Genomic DNA, 18854 nt, shown 5'->3' on the forward strand with positions numbered 1-18854 from the left:
CGCGCCGAATCCCGAGCGCATCGGTCACCGCGCTCACCGCTCTCACCGCTCTTGGCCGGTGCCCGGATGCGATACTCGACTTCCGCCGGCTCCACTCGTCAAGACCTCTTTAGGAGTCGTAGGCTGAGGATGGAGTCGTCGGCACGCAGGCCTCGGGGAGTCGTCGCCACGTCGGCCTCGGGGAGTCGTCGGCACGCAGGCCTCGGGGAGTCGCCGGCTCGCCGGCCCGCCCGCGACTCGGACCCCACGACGGATCGGTGAGCAGCAGTGCCAAAGGCGTACGAGCAGATCGCGGACGACCTCCGCCGCTCCATCCGGGAGGGCGAGCGGAAACCCGGCGAGCGACTGCCGTCGGAGACGAGGCTCGCGGAGCACTACCGGCGCAGCGTGCCGACCGTCCGGGACGCTCTGCGGCTGCTGCGCGAGGAAGGGCTCATCGAGAAGGTGCACGGCCGCGGCAACTTCGTCCGGCGTGCCCGGACCATGGCGCGGCGCACGAACCTCCGGCATCAGTGGGAGAAGGACCGGGCACGCGAGCCGGTGGAGAAGCGGGCACAGACCGGGGCCACCGAGCACGACACCGGCCTTGAGCTCGATGACCTCGTCTTCCACGCGTCCTACCGCGAGATCGCGGCCGGCCAGGACCTCGCGGCGTCCCTGGGCGTCCCGGCGGGGGCTGCCCTGGTCGAGCGCACCTACCGGACGAGATGTGCGACGGAGACCGCGCCGTTCAGCCTGGTGACCTCCTACCTCGTCCGCGACATGGTCGCGGAGAACCCGGACCTCCTCGACGAGACCAAGGAGCCATGGCCGGGGGGCTCCCAGAACCAGCTTCACACCGTCGGCATCGAGGTGGACCGCATCGAGGAACGCGTCACGGCCCGGCCACCGACACCGGAGGAGGCGGAGGAGCTGGAGCTGCCGCGCGGGACCTCGGTTCTCGTCCTGCGGAAGACCTCGTACGACATCCGTGGCCGCGTGGTGGGCCTTTCCGACATCGTCCTGCCCGGTGACCGCACCGAACTGCTCTTCACCACTCCTCTGGAAAGGTGGTGAGTGCTGCCGTGAGCCGGCGCATCATCATCGTCACCGCCGTCCACGGGCCCTCGGCCCGCTTCCTGCCGGAGGCCTACAAGTCCCTGGGCGAACAGGAGCTTCCGGACGGCTGGGAGTGGCATTGGGTGATCCAGGAGGACGGGAAGACCGACGACGTCGCCCCGTACGTCCCTGCCGACGAGCGCGTGACCTTCCGGCAAGGCCGGCCGGGCGGTCCCGGCGTCGCCCGGACCATCGCTCTCGCACAGGCCGACGGCGAGTACGTGAAGGTGCTGGACGCCGACGACCGACTCGCTCCGGGCACGCTCGCGCGCGACCTGGCGGTCCTCGAAGGTGACAACACCCTCGGGTGGGCGGCCTCGCGAGTCCTGGACGTCCTGCCCGACGGCTCCACCGTCGGGTTTCCGGGCGACCCCGACAACGGCCCGATCGAGCGCGGTGCCGTGCTCGACTACTGGAAGGCGCACGGTTTCCGGTCCCAGATTCACCCCGCGTCGCTCTTCGTCCGCCGTGACCTGTTGCTCGCCCTCGGCGGCTGGATGGCACTCCCGGCCTCGGAGGACACCGGTCTGCTGCTGGCGCTGAACTCGGTGAGCCGCGGGTGGTTCTCCGAGCACGTGGGGCTCCTCTACCGCAAGTGGGAGGGCCAGGCCACGGGCCAGGCCTCGCATGTCGACCCCGCCGAGCGGGACGCGCGCATGGCGGTCGTCGAGGCCAGGGCGCGAGCGCTCGCGCACTTCCAGTGGCACTACCCGGCCGAGGAGGGGTGAACGCCTTCTCGGGCACTGGGCCGTCGGACGCGGTGAAGACGGCGAATCAGGCGCAGGTGAGGTGAGGTCAGGTCAAGACAGGTCAGGCCCAGGGGGGGCAGGTCAGGTCAAGACACGTCAGGCCCAGGTCGGGTGAGGCCGGGTCAGGTCAGGTCAGGGTCTCGGCGTCGACCCGGGAAAAGATCAGGTCGCTCTCCTCGACGACCGGCCCGCGCCAGCGCACGGGGGCGGCGAGGGCAGCATTCTGCGCGGCGGCCGGGTAGCTTCCAGGCGCGTAGTCATTGGCGAGCCGGTAGACGTGGTAGCCGTGCTCCCGCATCGTCCGGAGCAACTCGTCTGCGGAGTCGCCCAGTTGCGCCATGCGCTCGGGAGTGACCTCCACGGTGATCTCGGCGTCCGGCCGCAGCCTGTCGAGCAGGGGGGCCAGTCCTCGGACGACACCGCCCTCCGCCCCTTCGACATCGATCTTGATGACCCGGGCGTTGGCGATCTCTTCCGGTTCCAGTAGGTCGGACAGCGGGCGCGCCTCCATCTCGAAGGTGGACTCGGCCGGCCCGGCGTACGGAACGATGCTGTTCGCGCCCCTGTTGGCGGAGCTGGCGAGGACGAACGTGAGCGTCTTGCGGATGTCGGAGACGGCGGCGTTCACCGCGCGGATGTTGTCGCAGCCGTTGAGCCGCCGGTGCCACAGCACCCTGCGGTGGAACTCGGGAGACGCCTCGATGGACACCACGCGTCCGGTGCTCCCGACGAGCCGAGAGCCGAGCACACTGACGTAGCCGATGTTGGAACCGACATCGACGAGGACATCGCCGGGCTCGAGCCGGCTCTGCAGCCATCGCGTCATGTGCGGCTCCCACACCCCGAACAGGTAGAGATACCGCTGGATGAGGTCCTGGGTGTCGACCGCGAAGCGGGCACCGAACCGGGCGCGTACCACGCGTCTGCGCGGATGGTCCCGCAGATGGGCGTTGAGGTACTTCTCCGCAAGGAGCGCCTTGCCGAGCGTGCCGGGAGCGTCGCGGACGTACCCGCGGCCCAGGGTGACCAGGGCCTCCGACATGGGGTTGGTCATCCGCTCGCCTCTCCGCCGCGTCCACGCTCCACGGCGATGGTACGAGCCATCCCCACCACATCCGTACCGGCTCAGGAGGCCGTCACGCACACACGAAGAGGCCAAGCCGCCGCTCGCGCTACTCGGTGAAGGTGATGGCTTGCGACGGGCACCAGTCGGCCGCCTCCTGGACCTGCGGATCGTCGCCCATGTCCTCACGGCCGGGCAGCACGGCTCCGTATCCGTCCTGCCGGGTGAAGACGGACGGAACCCTGTGAACGCAGTCGAAGGAGCCGTAACAGACGTTGCGGTCCACGGAGACCTTCACATGCACTCCAGTCGCAGGACGGTGCCACCCAGGAGCGGGCAGCGGATGGATCGGAACCCAGACCTTCACGACGTGCTTGCCCGCCATGCGATTCACTGAACCGGCGGGTTCAGGACGGATCGCCCAGCTCTGGCCTCTTCGCGCTCGGCATGCGACCCTGCCGGGCATCGATTGCTCGCCCCTGCGCGCCACGCGTACCGGTCGGTGCGGGGTCGATCACGCAGCACCGTCGTCCCGGCAGACGAGGAGACGAGGAGACGCAATGAGCGAACGCGACCGCCAAGAGCACATGGGCACCTCACACCCCGGCGTCCCGCGGCCCGTGGAGACACCACACCCCGGCGTCACTCAGGCCGTGGAGACACCACACCCCGGCGGCACCCAGCCCGTCGAGACGCCCCAGGCCACTCCCGAGGGGCCCCCGCCGACGGGTCACGCCGCCCGCACCCGAAGTGCCGCATCCCGCGCCGCGGCCGTCTGGCACTACCTGGAGCAGCGCAGCTCCGACGGCAAGCACGAAGGTGAGGCGGCGGGAGACGACAAGCACGAATGTGAGGCGGTGAAAAAGGAGATCGTCTGGAAAGCCGCCCACGCCGCTCGCGTCTCCGCCCAGGCCGTCGCCGTGCTCTCCACGGATGCCTCAGCCCCGGCGGCGGACTCGCGCTGTGCGAGGAACGCCTCCGCCTCCGCGGCTCAAGCCGCTCAGATGGGCCGGCTCCACGACGGCGCCGACGAACTCTCCACCGCCGCCTGCCAAGCCGCGGTCGAGGCGTCCCGCGCCGCCGCGGACGCCGCGGGCACGGGAGCGCTCGGCGAGGACGAGACGTTGAACGCCAGGTCTGATGAGGCCGAGGCGGCCGCCGTCGCAGCCGCCGAGAGGGCGGGGTGGATGCGGCCGGGCCGGCACGTTCCTCCGGTGCCGACGGGGATGCGAAGCCCTGAGTTGCTGTCGATGATGCATCTGTGACGCGGTCCGGCCCCGCACGGGCGCCGTCGCCGTCGAGAGCGGCCCTCTCGTACTCCACCGCCTCGCCCCGTCACGTCACGCGCCCGCACGCCCGGCTCGGCCTCGCGCGGACGTGATCGCCGACTCGACGGCGGCGACCCGGTCGGCCAGCAGCCCGAGGGCGGCCACCATGGGGGTGAGGGGGTCGCCGTCCGGGCCCCGGAGCGCCCTGGCGCGGAGGTACGACGCCTTCAACTCACCCCAGCGTTCCGCCTCTTCGGCGGTGAGCGTGCCGCGCAGCTCGGCCAGTTTGAGGAGATTGGCCTCGGCGCCGGTGGTGAGGGTCTGGGCCTCGGCCGTGTAGTGGTCGTCGAGTACGGCGGCGAGTTCCGCGTCGTTCATCACCGGCTGGACGCGCTGGGCGATCTTGTTCATGGTGCGGTAGGAGCCCTGGAGCCGGAAGGGCGGTTCGGTGCGGGCGGCGTCGGACCGGGCGGCGGACGCGATGTACGCGGCGTTCACCGCGAGGACCGTGTCCCGGGCGGTGAGCAGGTGGCGCAGGACCGCGAGGATACGGTCCAGTTCGGCGGGGGCGTACGGGTGGGTGAGCCGGTCGGGCCGGACCGTGGCGTCACCCTCGGCCAGCCGGATCAGCGGGTCGAGGTCGGCGCTGTCGCGGCCTGCGAGGGGTGCGAGAACCGGGTTGGACGTCAGCGCGTTCTCGATGAAGCTCAGCGCGAAGACGTCCTCCTTGCCGGTCAGGACGTCGCCCAGGTTCCAGACGTCCGCACGGTTGGCCAGCATGTCGGGGACGCGGAAGCGGCCGCCCGACTCGGTGTAGGGGTTGCCCGCCATGCAGACCGCGAAGCGCTTGCCGCGCAGGTCGTAGGTGCGCGGTTCGCCGTTCCACACGCCCTCGACACGGCGGGTGGCGTCGCACAGCGGGATGAACTTCTCCAGCAGCTCGGGCGAGGTGTGCTGGATGTCGTCGAGGTACAGGAGGGTGTTGTTGCCCGCGGCCAGCGCGAAGTTGACCTTCTCGATCTCCTGGCGGGCCGTGGCGTTCGGAGCCTCGGCCGGGTCGAGGGACGTGACCGTGTGCCCGAGGGCCGGGCCGCTGACCTTGACCAGGACGAGACCGAGGCGGTCGGCGACGTACTCCATGAGGGTCGTCTTGCCGTAGCCGGGCGGGGAGATGAGCAGCAGCAGGCCGCCGGTGTCGGTGCGTCTGGCCTCCCCCGTGGTGCCGAGCTGCTTGGCGAGGTTGTCGCCGACGAGCGGGAGGTAGACCTCGTCGATGAGCCGGCCGCGGACGAAGGCGGACATCACCCGCGGCCGGTACTCGTCCAGGCGCAGCCGGGAGCGCTCGGCGGCGACCAGGGCCGTGCGCTGCCGCTGGTAGGCGCGGTGGCCGGGGACGTCGTGCAACCGGAAGTCGCGCGTGCGGGCGAGCAGTTCGTCGAGGCGGATCACACATCTGCGGTCGATGACGCGCGGGTGGGTGCCCAGCAGTCCGTCGACCGTCTCGGTCAGCGGCGCGTCGGACTCGTAGCGCGTCAGCTCCGGACAGAGCTCGGCGACGACCGCTTCGGCGAGGTCCCCGAGGGCCGCGCCCGCTCCAGTGCCGCCGAAGCCGCCGAGCCCCGCACCCGCACCCGCACCACCGAAGCCGCCAAGCCCCGCACCCGCACCCGCACCCGTGCCGCCGAAGCCGCCAAGCCCGGTGTCCGCCCCGGTCGCCGCGACGTACGCGGACAGCCATGTCTCCACCAGCTGGCGGCGTGCGGCGAGGTCGCCGAGGACGGCGAGGTCGTCGTCGTACGCCGAAGTGCCCACCGTGCGACGGAACTTGTCGAGCAGCGTGCGCGTGCTCGTGCTGATGACGAACCCCTCGGGGCCGGTCGTCAGCTCCTCGAAGAGGTACGCGGCCGCAGCCGCGGTCACGCGAGAGGCGGGCTCCGTGCCGGGCGTCGGCTCCCCGGAGGGGTGCGCGGGGGCCGTACCCCCGTGAGCCGCGAGCTCCGCACCGGTCGCCGGCCCCCCGAAGGGATACATCGCCGCCGCACGCAGATGAGACGCCAGCTCCGCTTCGAAGTCCGCGATCGCCGGCGCGAGTCCGAACGTCTCCCGGGCGCGTGCCAGCGACACCGCCCGCCGCGTCCAGCTCTCCCGCGCCTCGGCGGTCGTGCCGTGCGCCCAGAAGAGCTGGGCCGCGGCGCGGGCAGCGGGCTCGTGCCGCAGCGGGCCCGCACTCTCGTGCAGCCGCAGCAGCGCGGCGAGAATCGCGGTCGCGTCGTGGTCGTGCACGCCGCGTTCATAGCCTTCGTCGTACGACGCCTGCGCCGCCTTCCGGACGAGTGCGGCGAGGTCCGTGCCGGCCAGCGACGCCGGGCCGTGCTCGTCCAGGAGTCGAGCCGCGAGGTGCTCGGCCCGGTAGACCTCGGGCGACTCGGAGGGCAGCGGCCGGTCCCAGTAGCGGCGGGTGGCCGCGAACGCCGGGTCTGTCAACGGCGAGCGGTAGTCCGTGCCGGTGAGGGCGAAGGCGAGACCGTCGGCGGTGGGGACCAGGGTGAGGTCCAGGGGCTCGGTGTTCACGGCGAAGCGGTGGCGGCCCAGGCGCAGGGTGCGGCCGCCGTCGGCGTACAGGTCGGTGCGGTCGCGCAGGGCGCGGGACGCCTCCTGGCGGGCGGCCTTCAGCAGGCCGTCCAGTTCCTCCGCCCGCACCGGGTCACCCAGGTCGCGCAGTTCGTCCGCCGTACGGCGGACCTTCGCGACCATCGGGTCGGAGGCGAAGTAGGTGCTGACCGCGTCGGCGTCGGCGAGCGTGGCGGCCCGGCGTGTGACGGTCTCCAGGACCCGGGAGCCCGCGGTGGCGAGCTGTTCGGCGCGCCGGGCGCGGGCGTCGGCGAGGTTCTGTCTGCGGGCGGAGAAGGTCTCGTAGATCTCGGCGCGTTTGTCCGCCAGTTCGGCGAGGAAGTCGTCGAACTCGGTGAAGCGGGCTTCCAGGTTCTCCACCTGGACCAGCAGCCGGGCGAGTTGTGCGTCGCAGGACTCCAGGCCGTCCGCGGCGGCGAGCGCGCTCGTGACCGACTGGCCGAGGAGCGCGGTCTCGGCGGCGAACTCGGCACGGCCCTCGCGGTCGAGGAGTGCGCGACGGCGGGCGTCGAGCGTGGCTCGGGCGCGGTTGACGCCGCCCAGGACCTCGGCGACGCGTTCCAGGATGGACGTACGGACCGTGGCGTCGCCGATGTCGAGTCCGGTGACGACCTCGGTGACGGTCCCCAGGCCCTCGGTCAGTTCGTCGAGGCGGCCGGTGACGGGTACGGCGTCGGCGACGGTGGCGAGGGACCCGGCGTCCGCGACGAGGGTGTCGACGAGCTGGTGGTGGCCGGCGAAGGCGTCCTCGCGGGCCAGGAAGGAGACGGCCCGCTGCCCGAACGAGGCGAGGTCCGCCTCGACATCCGCGGCCAGCTCGTCGATACGGGCGGTGTCCGCGTACCGCATCTCCTTCAGCGTCAGCACATGCCCTTGCGCGCGGCGCAGTTCGGTCAGGCCGGTGACCCAGGCGGCGGCGTCGCGGGGCGCCTCGCCGCGCAGCCGCCGGACCACCCCCGCGATCCGCGCCGCCGCCTCACCGAGCGCGTCGGCGGCCTGCCGGGTGAGCGCCTGGACCGTCTCGAACTCGGCCAGCACCCGCTCGGCCGTGCCGCGGAGGCCGTCCAACGGGGTGCGTGGGTCGCCCAGTTCGGCGTCGCCGAGCCAGTGGTACGTGTCGGCCGCCCGGGCGCAGGCGGCGACCAGGGCCTCGTACACCTCGGCGGTCGGTGTCGTCCCGGCGGTCGGTGCCATCCCGGCGACCGCGGCCGCCAGCGACAGACAGTCGGAGATGCCCCGGACGAGGTCGGCGTTGCCGACGCGGGACAGCGGCCCGGACCCGGTGGGCCGTGCGGCGGCGTACGTGTCGGAGACGTACGGGGAGCGCCACAGCTGGAGCGGGTGGACGCGGGCAGGTTCCCCGCTGTCCGTGCGCAGCACGATCAGCGTGCCGTCGTCGAACAGCGCCCAGCCGTGGCAGGACAGCGGGGTCACGACCTCCTTGCGGATCACGTTGTACGGCAGCAGGAGGCTGCGGCTCCTCACGCGCGCGTGGTACGCGAACAGCACGTCCTCGCCGTTGGGCGAGCGCACCACCCGCTCGAATTCCAGCCCGCCCGGCTCACCGGCGTCCATGTCGAAGGTCTTGTACGCGCCCGTGGCCAGGCAGTAGCCGCCGGGGAAGACGATCCCCTGGTCCTCCGGCAGCCGGTGGCACGACCGACCGATACCGTCGAGTCGTACGACCGTCCTGGTGAGGGTGTTGAAGACCAGGTGCCGGTCGGTGTCCTCCTTGTAGGGGCGGATCCGCAGCAGGATCAGCGCGCCCACGCGCGCGTACGCGATGTCCGCGTCGGCGAGGGACTGCAACGGCTCGTCGACCGGCTCGCCGTACACCCCCTCGCCCGTCTCGGTGTCGTCCTCGACCTTGACGGTGAGGGTGCCGCCGAGCGTGTCGACGTACACGTCGCCCTCGATGGAGACGTGCGGGTGGCGTCCGGGGACATGGTCCTCGCGGCTCGTCCGCGTCCAGACGAAGTCGTACGGCGGCGGGAAGACGTGGTCGCGTTCGCCGCGCGCGTCGAGGAAGGCCGCCCGGAGGCCGGGAGCCGTGCCGTCCTCGGTGAGGGCCCAGCGCAGCACCCGGATGTCGTCGGCCTTCTCACCGGTCCGGAAGACGGCGAGCAGCTTGCCGTCGACTCGCCGTAGTCGCAGGAGGCGGGCCTCGCGGTAGTAGCGGTGGAGGGCGGCGAACTCGCGGAGGAAGTCGGGGTCGTCGAGGAGGCCGGGCACGGCGTCCTCGGGCAGCGGGCGCAGGTCGCGGTCGTGCAGTGCGAAGACGTCGGCCACCGTGGTGTCCCGGCCGACGCCGAAGGAGGTGTGGTGGCCGAAGAGCAGGACGTCGCCGACGGCGACGATGTCGCGCGGCACGGACGGGTGGTCCGTGGTCAGGCGGTCGGTGCCGGTGAGTTCCAGCCGGGTCGAGCCGAACTCCTCGGTGCGACGGACGTTCAGCGCCTCGGCGCGCCGGGCGAGTTCGGCGGCCTGTGCGGCGAGGCGGTCGCGCAGGACCTGGTACGTGCCGGTGTCGAGGCCGTCGTACGTGCCGGCGGGGGGTGCCCCGTACGCGCCGGTGTCCAGGCCGGTGGTCATGGATCCCTCTCAGGAGGTCGGGGTGTGCGGTCCGGAACTGCCGTCCCCTGTGCGGCAGTTCCGGACCTTGGTGGGTGGCGTGGATCGCGGCCACGGCGTGGATCGCGGCAGCCACCCGCGTCGGCGGGCGGCTCAGGCCCGGACGGCCCTGCCGTTCAAGGCGGCCAGCGGGGTGTCCGCGAGCCCCAGCTCACCTGCTCTGTCGAGGAGTTGCTGCAAGGACCCGGGGTTCACGCCGTCCGACGTCATCAGCTTCATCAGCAGCGCGGAGACGGTCAGGTTCTGCACATCGGACGTGGACACCGAGCCGAGCACCCGGGTCAGATCGTCGGTGAAGCTCGACGTGCCGTCCAGCCATGGCTTGCCCAGCGCCCGCGCGGTCTCCGAGTGCTGTACGAAGCCGTCGACGCCCTTGCCGAGGGCGATCGAGGAGACCAGGCGGTCGAGGAAGACCGACTCGCCGCCGACGATGTTGATGTCGGCGTTCTCCAGACCGGTGGCGAGGACCGTGGCCTGCGCTTCCGCGACCTGGCGCTGCACGTCGAGGCCGGCCAGCCGGATCTCCTTCTCGGCCTGGAGCCGCAGCCGGTACTCCTCGTGGCCGCGCGAGGCGTCATCCAGGGCGGCCATCGCGGCGGCCTTCTCGGTCAGGCCCGCCGCCTCGGCCTTGAGCTTCTCGCCGATGGCCGTGGCGTCGGCGAGCGCCTTGGCCCGTGCGCCCTCGGCCTCGGCACGCAGCCGCGCGCCCGTCCCCTCGGCCTCGGCACGCAACCGGGCCTCGGTGCCCTCCGCCTCCGCGCGCATCCGCGCCTCGGTGGCCACCGCCTCCGCACGGCCCGCCTTCTCGGTGACCTCGGCCGCCTTGTCCCGGACCTGCACCTCGGCGAGGCCCGCCGCCGCCGTCTCCGCCTGGATGCCCTCGGCGAGCCGCAGCTTGGCCCGCGCGTCGAGATCGGCGGACTTCAACCGGGCGTCGGCAAGGGTGAGTTGCTCGGCCGCGTGGTGCTTGGCGGCGACCTCCGCCGCCTCGGCCGCCTTGATGTCCTTGACCAGCTTCTCCTGGGCCTCCGCCTCGGCGCCGATGATGACGGCCTGGCGGGTGCGCTCGGCCTCCTCGACCATGCGCAGCTTCTTGATGGACTCCTCCTGCTCGGCGACCGTACGGTCCACCGCCACCCGCTCCCGGATGACCTCGGCGATCTCCCGCTTCTCCGCCTCGACCTCCTTGTCGGCGGCGATGCGCGTCAGCTGGGTCTCCCGCTCCCGGCCGATGACCTCGAGCAGCCGGTCCTTCTCGATCCGCTCGTTCTCGACCGCGATGACCCGCTCGCGGTTCTTCTGGGCGACGGCTATCTCGCGGGCCTGGTTCTCCCGCTGGACGCCGAGTTGCTCCTCGGTGCGGATGAACGCGCCCTGCGAGCCGAGACGTTCCTCCTCCTGCACCTTGGCGGTGGCGGCCTCCTCGCGGGCCCGCAGCGTCTCCACCTCGCGCCGCTGCTTGATCTCCGCCTCGGCCTGCCGCCGCTCCAGCTCCAGGATGGTCTCCCGGGCGTCCACGTTCTGCCGGGTGATCTCCTTCTCCTCGGTGCGCTGGAACTCGTTCGTGCGGACGTGCTCGACCGTCGTCAGTTCGGTGATCTTGCGGATGCCCTGGGCGTCGAGGATGTTCTGGTTGTCGAGCTGGGTCATCGGGGTCTGTTCGAGGAAGTCGATGGCCGCGTCGTCGAGGTGGTAGCCGTTCAGATCGGTGCCGATGACCTGGATGATCCGGTCCCGGAACTCCTCGCGCTTGGTGTAGAGGTCGACGAAGTCGAGCTGCTTGCCGACCGTCTTGAGGGCCTCGGAGAACTTCGCGGCGAAGAAGTCCTGGATCGCCGCCGGGTCGCTCGCCGTGTGCGTGCCGATCGCCTGGGCGACCTTGATGACGTCCTCGATGGTCTTGTTGACCCGGACGAAGAAGCTGATGTGGATGTCGGCGCGGATGTTGTCCCGGCAGATCAGACCCTCGCGGCCGGTACGGCGGATCTCGATGGTCTTCACCGAGATGTCCATGTACTCGGCCTTGTGCAGCACCGGCAGCACGACGGCCCCGGTGAAGGTGACGTCGACCTTCTTCGTCTTGGAGATGATCAGCGCCCGCCCCTGCTCCACCTTGCGGAACAGCCGGCTGACCACCAGGAGCAGGGTGAGCGCGATGAGCAGGACGACGGCGACGAACACACCGATGCCCACGGTGATGGCGTTCATGACATGGGTCCTCGAAAGATGAGAAGGGTGGTGAGCGAGCTGGTGAGGGAGCTGGTCGCTGGAGGGCGGCGCGCGGGGGCGGTCTACCCCGGGTTGCTCCGCGGGTCGAGCGCCGCGTCATAGGGCGCGACCCAGAAGAACTCGCCTGTCTCGTCGTAGGCGTAGAGCAGGCCGGTGCTGCCGCTGGTGAGGGCCTCGGTGCCGGTCTGCCGGACCTGGACCACCGCGGCGGATCCGTCGGCCGACCTGACCTCGGCCTGCCCGAAACCGCCGTCCACACGTCCGGTGCGGATGGTGCAGGTCAGACCGACGAAGTCGAGCCGGGACGGCCCGGGTTCGTCGGGGAACAGGCCGTGCAGCGGCCGCACCAGCAGCCGGGTCGCCCGCGAGGCGAGAAACAGCGCGCCGGTCAGTACGGCCACGCTCACCCCCGCGCGGACGAGGCCCGAGTGGCCGAGCGGAGCGAGCAGGACGGTCGCGCTGAGGCTGAGGATCCAGCCGATCGCGGTGAACAGCGAGAAGGCGAGCGTCACCGGGACCCCGCCCAGACCCCAGCCGTCGGCGTGCGGGTGGGCGTGCGCGTGGATGCCGAAGCCGTGCGCGTCGGCCGCGCCGAGCGCGACCAGCAGCCAGAAGAGGACGACCACGACGAGGGCCGAGGTGAAGAGGATGGTCGGAAAACCGGTGGCGGCCGCGACGAACGCCCCCATGACCCCCGCCCCCGTTCCCGTCCCGCCGTACGGCCCCTGTGCGGCTGTCGTGCGACGGCCGCGGGAAGGCGGACGGATCGCGGTCCCGGTGCGGGACACCTGCCGGTGCCCGGCACCGGAACCATCCGCCGTGCTCCCCTCGCGCCATCGTGCACGCGGGGTGCACGCCCGCGCATTGCCGGAACCCGGCAGTGTTCTCTAGGGTCTGCATGCCGGTGACCGCTAAGAAGCCGTCACCGGCGCGTCAAGAAAACGGGGGACGGCGTTGCCGGAGCGCGGAATACCTGAGCAGTATCTGACGGGGTACGCCCAGCTTCTGGCGGACGTCTCCGCCACCGGCCGCCGCCTCACCCGAGCCGAGCTGGAGGCCCGGCGTGTCCTGGGCGAACAGGCCGCCGACGCCGGGCACGGCCTGCGCGCCCTGGTCAGCGCCCACCTCGCCGCCACCCGCGCCGCCTGGCCTGACACGCCCGGCTCCGCCGACAGCGCGCTCGGCGCGATGCAGCAGGTCGTGGACGCCTTCGCCGAGGGCTACGAACGCGCGCAGCGCCTGGCCGTACGTCAGGAGGAGGCGGCCCGGCGCGAGTTCATCGACGACCTGCTCTACGGCCGCAGCGACCTGGGGCGCCTCGCCGAGCGCGCCGAACGCTTCGGCCTGCGCCTGTCCCACGCGCACGCCGTCGCCGTCGCGCAGGGGCCGGCCGCGTACGACGAGGGCTCGCCGGTGCCACGCCAGGTGGAGCGCGCGATGATCAGCCGCTTCGGCGACCGCAGCATCCTGCTCACCACCAAGGCGGGCCGCATGCTGTGCGTCGCCCCCGGCGACCAGGACGAGGTCCTCACCTACTTCGCCAAGCAGGCGTACGCGGCCACGGACGGCGGCCATGTCGCGATCGGCCGCGCGCAGCCGGGCGCGGGCGGAGTGGTCCAGTCGTACGAAGAGGCCCTGAACACCCTCGAACTGGCCGAGCGCCTCGACCTGGAAGACCCCCTCCTGCGCGCCGCCAACCTGCTCGTCTACCCGGTCCTCACCCGCGACCGCCAGGCGATGGCCGACCTCGTCGTCGACGCCCTCGGCCCGCTCACCACCGCCCGCGGCGGAGCCCAGCCCCTCCTCGACACCCTCACCGCGTACTTCGACTGCGGCTGCGTGGCCACCGAGGCCGCCCGCCGCCTCTCACTGAGCGTGCGCGCCCTGACGTACCGCCTGGAACGCATCCACCAGCTCACCGGGGCCAACCCCGGTGACCCCGCGCACCGTTACATGCTGCAGACCGCCGTCATCGGCGCCCGGCTGCTGGACTGGCCCGCCAGGAAACTGTGACCGGGCGACCCGGGCACCTGTCAGGTCGCCTGCTCGCTCAGCGGCCCGCCCCGCCCCGCTGGAACCACCCGCGTCCGTACGGCAGTCTTCTCTCCCGTGGGAACCTTTCCGTCTCAGAGCGCCCCGACCGACACCGCCGCGCACATGGTGGTGGCCGGGGACGACGCCCTGGCGCACCGGCTGGCCGCCGAGTTGCGCGGGGTGTACGGCGAGCAGGTGACCCTGGTCGTGCCGCCCGCCCAGCGGAGCGTACGGCCGCCGGTGGTGGGGCGGACGCGGGCCACGGCGCTGTTCGACCGGGTGTCCGCGGCGGTGAACCGGGCCTCCGGGAACGGGGATGCGGGAGGCGGCGCCCGGACCCCCGAACCGCCGGGCTCCGAGCGCGTGGTGGAGGCCACCGAGCTCACCGAGGCCGTACTGGCCGACGCCGGGGTGGAGCGGGCCGCCGCGCTGGCGCTCGTGTACGACGACGACGAGACCAACATCCGCGCCGCGCTCACCGCCCGGCGTCTCAACCCGCGCATCCGGCTGGTCCTGCGGCTCTACAACCGGCGCCTCGGGCAGCACATCGAGGCGCTCCTCGACCAGGCCTCGGCATTGGCCGCGGCGGGAGCTGCCGCCGGTCACCCGGGAGTTGACAGTGGTGTCGAGGCGTTCGACGCCTCCACCACCGTACTGTCCGACGCCGACACCGCCGCTCCCGCGCTGGCCGCGACCGCCGTCGCCGGCACCAGCAAGGTCGTCCAGACCGACGGGTTGATGCTGCGCGCGGTGGAACGGCCGCCGCCGGGGCCCGGAGAGGTCGCCGATCCCGGGCTGTGCACCCTGGCGCTGCTGTCCGCCACGACCAACGACCCCGCCGGCGCCGACGGTTCGGAGAGCAGCGGGGCGCAGGGGCCCCAACTCCTGCCTGACGAGCGGGCGGTGGCCGCCGCCACCGGGCGCGGGACCGTCGTCCTGGAGAACGTGTCGTACTCCGGTCCCGAACTGTCCGCCGGGCGCAGCCTCGTGCCCTTCGGATCGTTGCTGTCGCGGCGGCTGCGCTGGTCGTTCGCGGGGCTGGTGGCGTGTGTGGTCGGGCTCGCCGTCGCGTCGATGCTGGTCACCGGCGAACCGCCGCTGCGGGCGACCTATCTGACGCTGCTCGATCTCTTCGCCATCAACGATCCGGCCATCGGGCAGCCCGCCGGACGCCAGGTGCTTCAGCTCTTCTCCGGGCTCGTCGGGTTGCTGCTGCTGCCGGTGCTGCTGGCCGCCGTGCTGGAGGCGCTCGGTACGTTCCGCAGCGGGTCCGCGCTGCGGAAGCCGCCGCGCGGACTGTCCGGGCACGTCGTACTGCTCGGCGTCGGCAAGATCGGCACGCGCGTGCTGGCGCGGCTGCGGGAGCTGCGCATTCCCGTGGTGTGCGTCGAGGCCGACCCCGAGGCGCGGGGGCTGGCACTGGCGCGGCGGCTACGGGTGCCCGTGGTGCTGGGTGACGTCACGCAGGAGGGCGTGCTGGAGGCCGCCAAGATTCATCGGGCGCACGCGCTGCTCGCGTTGACCAGCGCGGACACGATGAACCTGGAGGCGGCGTTGTACGCGCGGACCGTGCGGCCCGATCTACGGGTGGTGCTGCGGCTGTACGACGACGACTTCGCGACCGCCGTGTACCGCACCCTGCGGGCCGCCTATCCCGATGCGCTCACCAGGAGCCGGAGTGTGTCGCATCTGGCCGCGCCCGCGTTCGCCGGGGCCATGATGGGGCGGCAGATCCTCGGGGCGATTCCCGTCGAGCGGCGGGTGCTGCTCTTCGCGGCCGTGGACGTGGGCGGGCATGCGCAGTTGGAGGGGCGGACGATGGGGGAGGCGTTTCGGGCGGGGGCGTGGCGGGTGCTGGCGCTGGATACGGGGGCGCCGGGTGAGCGCGAGGTCGAGTCCGCTTCGGGCGCCCGCAGTTCCGGGCTGGTGTGGGACCTTCCCTCCACGTATGTGCTCGGGGCCGAGGACCGGGTGGTGCTGGCCGCGACGCGGCGGGGGCTGGCGGAGCTGCTGGGGAGGCGCTCCCGGGAGCGGGCCGGGACGTAGGAGCTTTTTTCGCCCCCTCCGCCCCTGCCCATTCCCGTCCCTGGGGGCCGCGCCCCCAGACCCCCTGGATAGGGGCGCGGGGAACTGCGCGAACGGGGTCGGGGGCGGAGCCCCAGGTACGGGACGGGCAGGGGCGGAGGGGCGAAGAAACTCGGCGTTACCGGCTGAGGTGTCGCTTCGCGAAGTCGAGTTCCAGGCGGACCTGCTTGATGCGTTCGTCGACGACGAGGGAACCGTGACCGGCGTCGTAGCGGTACACCTCGTGGACGGCGTCGCGAGCGCTGAGGCGGGCCACGTAGTTGTCGATCTGGCGAATGGGGCACCGGGGGTCGTTGACACCGGCCGAGATGTAGACGGGGGCCTTGACCGCGTCGACGTAGGTGAGGGGGGAGGACGCCTCGAAGCGCTCGGGGACCTCCTCCGGGGTGCCACCGAGGAGCGTACGGTCCATCGCCTTCAGGGCCTCCATCTCGTCGTGGTACGCCGTGACGTAGTCGGCGACCGGCACGGCGGCGATGCCGAGGGTCCACGCGTCCGGCTGCGTGCCGAGGCCGAGCAGGGTGAGGTAGCCGCCCCAGGAACCGCCGGTGAGGATCAGCCGCTCGGGGTCGGCGAGACCGGACGTCACCGCCCATTCACGCACCGCCGCGATGTCCTCCAGCTCGATCAGACCTACGCGGTGCTTGAGCGCGTCGGTCCATTCACGGCCGTAGCCCGTGGAGCCTCGGTAGTTGACCCGCACCACCGCGTACCCGTGGTCCACCCAGGCCGCCGGGCCCGCCGCGAACGAGTCGCTGTCGTGCCAGGTCGGACCACCGTGGATGTCGAAGACGGTGGGGAGGGGCCCGGTGCTGCCCGCAGGCTTCTGGATCAGGGCGTGGATGCGGCCGCCGGGGCCCTGAACCCAGACGTCCTCCACGGGGACCGAGGCCGGGGACTTCAGGCCGGGGGGATCGAGGACGACCTCGCCGGTGGTCGAGCGGACCGCCGACGGCTCGGCCGCCGAGGACCACAGGTATTCCACCGTTCCGTCCGGGCGGGCCGTCGCCCCGGACACCGTGCCCGGCGGCGTCGGCACCGGGACGAGCTCGCGGGTCGCGAGGTCGTAGCGCCACAGGTCGCTGCGGGCCTCGAAGCTGTGGGCGATGAGGAGGGCCGAACCGTCGGGATACCACTCGGCCGCCACGTCGCCGGGCAGGTCGAGGCCGAGGTCCGTCTCCTCGCCGGTCGCGATGTCCCACACGAGCGGCTCCCAGCGGCCGCGCCGCTGGTGTCCGATGAGCAGCCGGCTGTCCCCGTCGACCGGGGCGAAGCCCAGCACCTCCAGGCCCAGCTCGACCGTGCCGCCCTTGGTGTCGTCGAGCTCCGCGACCGGCGAACCGTCCGGGCGCAGCACGCGCAGCGCCGAGTGCATCGCGTCGCCGTGCTCGGTGTGCTCGACGGCGATCAGCGAGCCGTCGTGCGAGAGGTCACCGACCCCGGCCGACTCGCGGTGCCGGTAGATCTCCACGGGGGCCTCGCCGGTGCGGGCCACATGGATCGTCGAGCCGTCGTCGTCCGTCGAGCGGCCCACCACCGCCGTACGCCCGTCGCGTCCGATGGCGAGTCCGGCGGGGTAGGAGGGTTCCAGGCCGGGGACCGCCGGGGCGTCCGCGCCCCCGCCCGAGGCGTCGGCGACGAAACGCTGTCGGCGCCAGATGCCGAACTCGTCGCCGTCCTTGTCGTCGAACCACCAGATCCACTCGCCGTCGGGCGAGAGCACCCCGTCCGTCGTGCCGTTCGCCCGGTGCGTGACCTGGCGCTGCTCGCCCGTCGTGCGGTCCCACGCGTACAGCTCGTACGTCCCGGTCGCGTTCGAGACGAACAGGGAGCGGTGCGGCGCGTCCTCCGCCCAGTCCGGCAGCGACACCCGCGGCGCCCGGAAGCGCTTCTCCCAGTCGGGCATGGCCGCCTGCTGCTCCTGTCGCTGCTCGACGGCCGCCTGCTGCTCGCTGGACCCGTTGCTCTCAGTCATGGCCCCATAGTGCGTCATGGCCCCATAGTGCCCGGGCCGCCCGACCCCGCGCCGAGCGGTCCCGGAGCGGACCGATCCCGCGGCCGGGCCGTCCCGGAGCGGGCCGATCCCGCGGCCGGGCCGTCCCGGAGCGGACCCACCCCGCGGCCGGGCCGCCCCCATGGGCCCCGTACCGTGGAAGGCGTGTACCGGTTCCTGCTGACGCCCCGCTGGTGGGGGATCAACGTCTTCGTGCTGTTGGCCATCCCCTTCTGCGTCTTCATGGGGTCCTGGCAGTTGGGACGGTTCGAGGACCGGATGCAGAACCAACGGACGGCGAGCGAGCAGGCCGCGTCCGCCAGGACGGAGGCGGCCCGTCCGCTGTCCGAACTGCTGCCCGTGGACACGAAGACGTCCGGCAAGCAGGCCATCGCGACCGGCCGGTACGGCACGCAACTCCTCGTGCCCGACCGCGACCTGGACGGCAAGCGCGGGTTCTACGTGCTGACGATGCTGCGCACCGACACCGGCAAGGCGCTGCCCGTCGTCCGGGGCTGGCTGCCCGGCGACGCGGACCCGGCGAAGGCACCGGCCCCGCCCACCGGCGAGGTCACGGTGACGGGTGCGCTCCAGGCGTCCGAGAGCCCCGGGTCGAACGGTGCGAGCGCGGCCGGCGGTCTCCCCGAGGGGCAGACCGGCGCGATCAGCTCGGCCTCGCTGGTGAACCTGGTGCCGTACACGCCGTACGACGCGTGGATCACTCTCGCCGAGGCCGACAGCGGGATGAAGGCGGTGCCCGCGACCGTGCCGCAGAACACCGGCCTGGACCTGAAGGCGTTCCAGAACCTCGGCTACACCGGCGAGTGGTTCGTCTTCGCGGGTTTCGTCGTCTTCATGTGGTTCCGGCTGCTGCGCCGCGAGGCGGAGTTCGCCCGGGACGCGGCACTCGGCCTGACCCCGGCCGCGCCCGAGGCACGGACCGCGGAGCGGACCGAAGAACCGGCTGGACAGGAGACCGCGGGCGAGCGGAATGCCCCTGCGTCACCGTCACCCGCCCCCTAGGGCAGGGCCAGGGAGCGGTCCCTAGGGCCAGGGCCCCCTAGGCCAGCGCC

General features: G+C 72.4%; 12 protein-coding genes. 6 read left to right on the forward strand and 6 right to left on the reverse strand.

Translation table 11 applies throughout. The annotated features are described in order from the left end of the window. Window positions 1–267 precede the first annotated feature (267 nt). Window positions 268–1056, forward strand: coding sequence for a GntR family transcriptional regulator (locus tag ACFVXA_RS17870; protein WP_383743720.1), 789 nt, complete (start codon window positions 268–270; stop codon window positions 1054–1056). Window positions 1057–1064: 8 nt separating this feature from the next. Next, window positions 1065–1826: a glycosyltransferase family 2 protein gene (locus tag ACFVXA_RS17875; protein WP_390025521.1), complete on the forward strand. Its 762-nt coding sequence runs from the start codon at window positions 1065–1067 to the stop codon at window positions 1824–1826. A gap of 148 nt (window positions 1827–1974) precedes the next feature. Here ACFVXA_RS17875 and ACFVXA_RS17880 read toward each other — a convergent pair whose 3' ends face one another. Together ACFVXA_RS17880 and ACFVXA_RS17885 are read right to left on the reverse strand one after the other, a co-directional pair. Then, window positions 1975–2901: an FkbM family methyltransferase gene (locus tag ACFVXA_RS17880; protein WP_390025523.1), complete on the reverse strand. Its 927-nt coding sequence runs from the start codon at window positions 2899–2901 to the stop codon at window positions 1975–1977. Between the two features lie 118 nt (window positions 2902–3019). After that, on the reverse strand, window positions 3020–3295 hold the full coding sequence (locus ACFVXA_RS17885) for a ferredoxin (RefSeq protein ID WP_362027115.1): 276 nt from the start codon (window positions 3293–3295) through the stop codon (window positions 3020–3022). A 175-nt stretch (window positions 3296–3470) separates the two neighbouring features. Here ACFVXA_RS17885 and ACFVXA_RS17890 point away from each other — a divergent pair, with 175 nt between their 5' ends. Then, window positions 3471–4175, forward strand: coding sequence for a hypothetical protein (locus ACFVXA_RS17890; RefSeq protein WP_390025525.1), 705 nt, complete (start codon window positions 3471–3473; stop codon window positions 4173–4175). 75 nt (window positions 4176–4250) lie between these two features. On the opposite strand, the gene ACFVXA_RS17895 is transcribed toward ACFVXA_RS17890, so the two are convergent. The 3 genes from ACFVXA_RS17895 to ACFVXA_RS17905 all read right to left on the reverse strand — a co-directional run bounded on the left by ACFVXA_RS17895 (window position 4251) and on the right by ACFVXA_RS17905 (window position 12358). Then, on the reverse strand, window positions 4251–9401 hold the full coding sequence (locus tag ACFVXA_RS17895) for a DNA repair ATPase (protein WP_390025527.1): 5151 nt from the start codon (window positions 9399–9401) through the stop codon (window positions 4251–4253). A 132-nt stretch (window positions 9402–9533) separates the two neighbouring features. Then, the gene (locus tag ACFVXA_RS17900; RefSeq protein WP_383743729.1) at window positions 9534–11648 is read right to left on the reverse strand and encodes a flotillin family protein; all 2115 of its coding nucleotides are present in this window, start codon (window positions 11646–11648) and stop codon (window positions 9534–9536) included. 83 nt (window positions 11649–11731) lie between these two features. Next, window positions 11732–12358: a hypothetical protein gene (locus ACFVXA_RS17905; protein WP_362027127.1), complete on the reverse strand. Its 627-nt coding sequence runs from the start codon at window positions 12356–12358 to the stop codon at window positions 11732–11734. Between the two features lie 265 nt (window positions 12359–12623). Between ACFVXA_RS17905 and ACFVXA_RS17910 the strand changes: the two genes are divergently transcribed. Together ACFVXA_RS17910 and ACFVXA_RS17915 are read left to right on the forward strand one after the other, a co-directional pair. Next, window positions 12624–13682 (forward strand): PucR family transcriptional regulator, encoded by a 1059-nt coding sequence (locus ACFVXA_RS17910; protein ID WP_390025529.1) that lies wholly within the window; start codon window positions 12624–12626, stop codon window positions 13680–13682. Between the two features lie 144 nt (window positions 13683–13826). Next, window positions 13827–15749 carry an NAD-binding protein gene (locus tag ACFVXA_RS17915; protein ID WP_390025561.1) on the forward strand — a complete coding sequence of 641 codons (1923 nt, stop codon included), beginning with the start codon at window positions 13827–13829 and terminating at the stop codon, window positions 15747–15749. A gap of 157 nt (window positions 15750–15906) precedes the next feature. Here ACFVXA_RS17915 and ACFVXA_RS17920 read toward each other — a convergent pair whose 3' ends face one another. Further along, complete coding sequence (locus tag ACFVXA_RS17920) at window positions 15907–17763, reverse strand: prolyl oligopeptidase family serine peptidase (RefSeq protein WP_383743736.1); 1857 nt, start codon at window positions 17761–17763, stop codon at window positions 15907–15909. A 183-nt stretch (window positions 17764–17946) separates the two neighbouring features. Here ACFVXA_RS17920 and ACFVXA_RS17925 point away from each other — a divergent pair, with 183 nt between their 5' ends. Further along, entirely contained in the window at window positions 17947–18804 is an 858-nt protein-coding gene (locus tag ACFVXA_RS17925; protein ID WP_362027136.1) for an SURF1 family protein, read from the forward strand. Window positions 18805–18854 lie beyond the last annotated feature (50 nt).

Origin of the sequence: Streptomyces sp. NPDC058246 (assembly GCF_042881985.1) — a bacterium.
Taxonomy (GTDB): domain Bacteria; phylum Actinomycetota; class Actinomycetes; order Streptomycetales; family Streptomycetaceae; genus Streptomyces.